The following is a 655-nucleotide window of genomic DNA, read 5'->3' as shown; positions in this document are numbered from 1 at the left end:
GCTCACATTTTGCATGTTTATGAAGCACACGTAACCGCTGACAGTGCGGAAACGTCGATGGTTTCGTACCCACAAGAAGAAAACCGGAAGACAAGAACTGTATTTGAGGCGCGGTAGTACATCAATTCGTGCGGGTGGTGGAGAAAATACCAGAACCTTGCAACAAAGGTTCAAAGAAGGAGTAAGATTATTCCCCCGATATTAAAACACTTTCAAAATGCAAAGGAGCTCTAGTGAAGAAAGTAGTCGGATTACTAGCGGTCACAGCGCTTGCACTTAGCGCGTGTGCACCGAGTTCAACGAGTGACGGTGGGAATGACGATTCTGTAAACATCACATTCCTCGGTACTTCCGATATTCATGGCCACTATATGCCTTGGGACTACAGCCTGGACGAGGAAAACACCTCCGGAAGCTTAGCCCAAATCGCTACCGCAGTAAAAGAAGTGAGGGAATCTGAGGACAACGTTGTTCTCATCGATGCGGGCGACTTCATTCAAGATAATTCCAGCGAACTATTCCAGGACATGAACCCACACCCAGGCGTGAGCGTTATGAACGACCTCAACTATGACGTGTGGGCAATCGGTAACCACGAGTTCGATTACGGGATGGAAAAGCTCGACAAAATTACAGAACAGTTTAAGGGCGCAGT

General features: G+C 47.5%; 1 protein-coding gene. It reads left to right on the top strand.

Annotated elements, in window-relative coordinates; genetic code table 11:
• Positions 1–233: 233 nt before the first annotated feature.
• Positions 234–655: metallophosphoesterase (locus tag HMPREF1627_RS01980; protein WP_034500700.1), on the top strand; the 422-nt coding region annotated here is incomplete at its 3' end.

The organism is Actinomyces sp. S6-Spd3, from assembly GCF_000758755.1.
Taxonomy (GTDB): domain Bacteria; phylum Actinomycetota; class Actinomycetes; order Actinomycetales; family Actinomycetaceae; genus Pauljensenia.
Note: the sequence above shows the minus strand (reverse complement) of the source record. Positions and strands in the feature narration are given on the sequence as shown.